The sequence below is a fragment of the Frankia sp. CcCS3 genome (assembly GCF_977927575.1).
On the sequence record NZ_CDWRCL010000284.1, the window covers coordinates 1 to 4,364 of the forward strand.

A 4,364-nucleotide genomic window follows, 5' to 3' on the forward strand; every position below is an offset into this window, starting at 1 on the left:
ACAAATACGTGATCGAGAGCATCATCGCAGGTCACAGGCCTGTGGAGGGTTCGAAACGCGCAAGTTATTTCATTTCGACTCCCTAGTATCCTCGAGCCGGGATGACAGATTTCTGGAAATACAGCGCGGAGGAAACCATGCTCCCCTCACCGGGCAGGTCGGTATGCCGCCCGCACCTCGATCGGGTGCCCGTCCGCCCCGGCGGCTCCGGGGCTATGGGGGATGCCGCACAATCCGTTTCAGCCCGTACCCGGCACCCGTCCCGCCGCGCCGTATCCATCATGGTCACCGCAATACTGCTCGTTCTGTTCTCAGCGTTGCCGGCCGGCGCCGTGATCCGCCGTCCGGTGCATCATCCGCTCCCGATGATCAACGTTTCGTACGAGACCGGTGCGGTGAGCGGCGTCGGGCGGCAGACCGACCTGACAATCACCGACAAAGGACCGGGGATCCTGCACGTCCAGTCAATTTCGGTGGACGGTGAACGCCTCCTGGATCAGAACTCCCATCTCCGGATCGCGCCGGGGCGCAGCTACATGTTCACCTTCGGCTGGGCCGGTGGCCCCGGGGGTGGTCCGGACGGGCCGACGGTCGTCATCGACAGCGATGCGCCTACTAGCCCCACCGTCCTCCACATCGGCTATCAGTGAGGCCGCACCGGCAACGAGACCGCACCCGGTGAGGTCGCACCGGCAACGACGGCGAGGCCCGCGGTACCGGCGACCGCCCGGAGGGCGCCGATGCCGTTCGCCGACGCCACCGGTCTGCTCGCAATCCGGATGGATCGGGAACGGGCGGCCGTGGTCTCGGGTGTCTGCTGCCGGCAGATCGGGCGGTCGTGCCCGCTCGGCGCAGATAAGAATGGAAGGGATGACACCACGATCGTTCGCCGACCATCTTGCGGATCTGGACTTGCCGGCGCTGGCCGCTCTGCTCCGCTCGCGTCCGGACGTGCTGGTCGAGCCGGTCCCCCGTGGTTTCGGGCAGCTCGCGCAGCGGCTGGAAAGCCCGGACTCGCTCGCGGCGGCGCTGTGGGAGCTGAACCGCGACACGCTCCGGGTCGGCCAGGCGGCGGCGCTGCTGGGGCAGTCCGCGACGGTACCCCGGATGGCCGAGCTGTTGGGTGCGTTACCGGACGCGGTGCGCGCCGGGGTGGGCGATCTGTGCGCCCGCGGCCTCGCCTGGATCGACACGGTGGTCCAACTCCCGGAACCGCTGCACAACCACTGGGTCGAGGAGATCAGTTCCGCCCGCCCGGTCGCAAAGATCGCCCACAACGTCCTGGTCGAGGATCTACGTAAGGCGGTCACGGCGCTCGGGGCTCCGGCCGAAAACCTGCGCAAGACCGAGCTGACCGCGCGGCTCACCGAACTCATGTCCGATGCCCGCCGCATCGCGACGATCATCGCTTCCCTGCCCGCCCCGGCGAGGCAGCAACTCGATGACCTGCGCCTGGCCACGGCCGGCGGCTACTTCCCCTACACGTTCCCCTACACGCCCTTCGAGGAGGTCCACGACCAGAGGGCAGCCGCGCAGCCCATCAGGCAGCTGATCACCGCGGGGCTGGTGCTGGGCGTCGGCAACCGGCCGGAGCTCCCCCGTGAGGTCGCGGTCGCCGCCTGGCTGGCCAGGCACGACCAGGGACTCACCGGGCCGCCGGACATTCCCCGGCCGGAGGTGAACGAGGCTGTCGTCCGGTCGAGCTCCCAGGCGGCCGCACAGGGCGCCATCCGCGCCGTGACCGCCCTGCTCGACGAGGCCGCCGCCCCCGTCGTAGCGCTCAAGCGAGGAGGCGTCGGTGGGCGGGAACGGGCCCGGCTGGCGAAGCGGCTGTCGATACCGTTGGCCGAGCTGCCGCTGTGGATCGACCTGGTCGCGGCCGCCGGCCTGCTGACCTTCACCGATGGCGGCTACGCACCGAGCTCGCGGTTCCAGGAGTGGCGGGGGGAGTCGCCAAGCCATCAGTGGGCGACGCTGGCTGCGGCGTGGCACGCTCTGGAGCACGCGCCGACGAGCCGCGAGGGTGCCGACGAGAAGGACGTCCCGCCGCCCCTGCCCATCGAGTCGGGGGCGGGCCAGATTCGCCGGGTGCTGATCCGCGCGGCGGCCGGCGGGCGGTCGGTGCGGCTCACGGCTGAGAACCTCGACTGGTTCTTCCCCCTGCACGGCTACGACGCCGCCACCCGCAAGATCAAGGTAGCGGCGGCGATCCGCGAGGCCGAGCTGCTCGGGGTGTTCGCCCTCGACGTCCTGTCCGAGCTCGGCCAAGCTCTGCTCGAGGCCGCGCCGAGCACCACCGACACGGCGGCTGCCACCGTCGGGCTTATGATCGTCTCGACCGCGGACGAGTTCGCCGCGCAGGCCGCGAGGACGGTGCGGGACCTGGCGGACCGCTGCGCCGAGCTGCTGCCCGAGACGCCGTCCAGCCTGATCCTGCAGTCAGATCTCACCGCGGTCGTGTCCGGCCAGCCCAGCGCGGCGATGTCCCAGCTTCTGCGGGCCGCGGCGGTGCCGGAGTCCCGGGGCGCGGCCGGGACCTGGCGGTTCACCTCCGCCAGCGTCCGCGCCGCGATGGACGCCGGATGGTCCGCCACCGAGCTGCTCGAACAGCTACGCACCATAGCCGATCACGGTCTCCCGCAGCCGCTCGAATACCTCATCGCCGACGTCGCCCGCCGGCACGGACACGTGCAGGTCCGCGGGATGCGCAGCGCCGTCCTCACCGACGAGCCCACGACCGCCGAGATCCTCCACACCCGGGCGCTGGCGAAGCTGCACCTCGCCCGGCTCGCCCCCACCGTGCTGGCCAGCCCGGTGGAACTGGGCACGGTCCTCGCCGAGCTGCGCCGGACGGGCTTCTACCCCGTCGCCGAGGACGCGACGGGCACCGTCATCGTGACGAGCGGGCCGGGACGGAAGGCGCCGCGGGGGGCCTCGGCACAGCCGTCCCGGGCGTCCCGACCGCGCGGCGGGCCCCCCGCCGGTCCGTCGGCGACCCGACGGCGGCTGACGGCCGACGAACTCGCCCAGCGCCTGCGCACCGGCGAGGACGACGGTGTCACCCTCCTGACCAATCTCGCCCAGCGGCTCGGCGAGGTAAACGGGCGGCTGAACGACGCCGAACTCGCCGTGCTGGCGGACGCGGTGGAACGCCGCAGCGACGTCGTCATCGCCTACCGGGACAAGCAGGGCACCCGGACGGTCCGCCGCATCCAGCCGAACCAGCTCTTCGGCCGGTGGCTGAACTCCTGGTGCCACCTGCGCAACGCCGAGCGCGAGTTCGCCGTGGCCAACATCGAATCCGTCAGTCCCGTCGGCTGACCGGCACCCCCTTCCCGCCGAGGCGGCGCCCGAGATCCCGAGCTCACCGCGGCGATGACCACCCTGGACGTCACCGCGCCCAAAAAGAACATCCATGAAAACCCCCCGACCGGGAGCCATCGGAGATTGCGATCCCTCCAGGGATAATCAGCGACCCGATGGTAAATCCGCAGGTCGACGCCATGATCCAAGTCTAGTCGCCGGGCCCGAAGGGGTCGCGGCATCCGGTGCCGCCACTGGACACAGCCGGTGAAGGCGGCCGGCACTGGCAGGCGCGTCCAACTGGTAGTCGTCAGGGGCTGTAGGGCGGTGCATCTCGCAGTGTCGAAGCGCAAGGAGACCGCATGCGGTAGTCTGTCCTTCGGATGCCGCCCGCTTGGGGCCGGGTGGTTCACCGGAGTCCCAGATCAGAGGCTATCTCGCCGGGAGAGCCGCACCCCGCGGGCCGCCCCGTCCGGACGCAGGCACGAGCCACCGGTCATGTCTTTTCCGGCCCGGTCCCGGACCCGGCCGTCGAGGAGGATTTCTGCCTGTGGCAGACTGCCTCATCATGCGCGCTGTGGCTCTGCCAGAATCAGATAGGTAGCATGCGCACGGGACGGAGAAATGAATGAGATTCCGCGTTGATGTCGCAGCCGACGAGCCGGCCATCAAGTGGGAAGATGTCTTCACTCCGGCGCGGGCCGTTACCTACGATCTGATTCGGAGCCAGGACCCGGCCTTGGCCGAGGAACTGCATGACCGGGGATACGCCGGGAAATCACTGCGTCCACTCGGTGTCTCGCCTCCACATTTCCGGGACACACGGAAGACCCGCGGTGTCTATGCGACCTCCGGCGATGGTTCTCTCAGACCACCCGCAGTTCGCCGATCGCCTGAGCCATAACCTGCGGCACAAGGCCGACCTGCTCGGCCTGCCGTCGGACGTGGACGTCGAAGTCGTCTCCGCTGGACCTCTCCGGAAATTTCTGGTACAGCGGGCGCCGAGGCACGGCAGCACCGCCGCCGTGCGCATCAAAGGGGACGTAATGAAGTAACAAATA

At 69.7% G+C, this 4,364-nt stretch carries 3 protein-coding genes; 2 read left to right on the plus strand and 1 reads right to left on the minus strand.

Annotated elements, in window-relative coordinates; genetic code table 11:
• The first annotated feature begins 281 nt into the window (after window positions 1–281).
• Both AC08OQ_RS17915 and AC08OQ_RS17920 read left to right on the plus strand, forming a co-directional pair.
• On the plus strand, window positions 282–650 hold the full coding sequence (locus AC08OQ_RS17915; RefSeq protein ID WP_462203949.1) for a hypothetical protein: 369 nt from the start codon (window positions 282–284) through the stop codon (window positions 648–650).
• Between the two features lie 220 nt (window positions 651–870).
• Window positions 871–3,321: a helicase-associated domain-containing protein gene (locus tag AC08OQ_RS17920; RefSeq protein ID WP_476601436.1), complete on the plus strand. Its 2,451-nt coding sequence runs from the start codon at window positions 871–873 to the stop codon at window positions 3,319–3,321.
• Between the two features lie 848 nt (window positions 3,322–4,169).
• Here AC08OQ_RS17920 and AC08OQ_RS17925 read toward each other — a convergent pair.
• Window positions 4,170–4,364, minus strand: a 195-nt coding sequence (locus AC08OQ_RS17925) for a hypothetical protein (RefSeq protein WP_476612230.1), incomplete at its 5' end; no start/stop codon positions are given.

What these genes read in the sequence shown, in the direction of transcription:
- AC08OQ_RS17915 (WP_462203949.1), top strand. Translation starts at nt 282, where the DNA reads ATGGTCACCGCAATACTGCTCGTTCTGTTCTCAGCGTTGCCGGCCGGC.
- AC08OQ_RS17920 (WP_476601436.1), top strand. Translation starts at nt 871, where the DNA reads ATGACACCACGATCGTTCGCCGACCATCTTGCGGATCTGGACTTGCCG.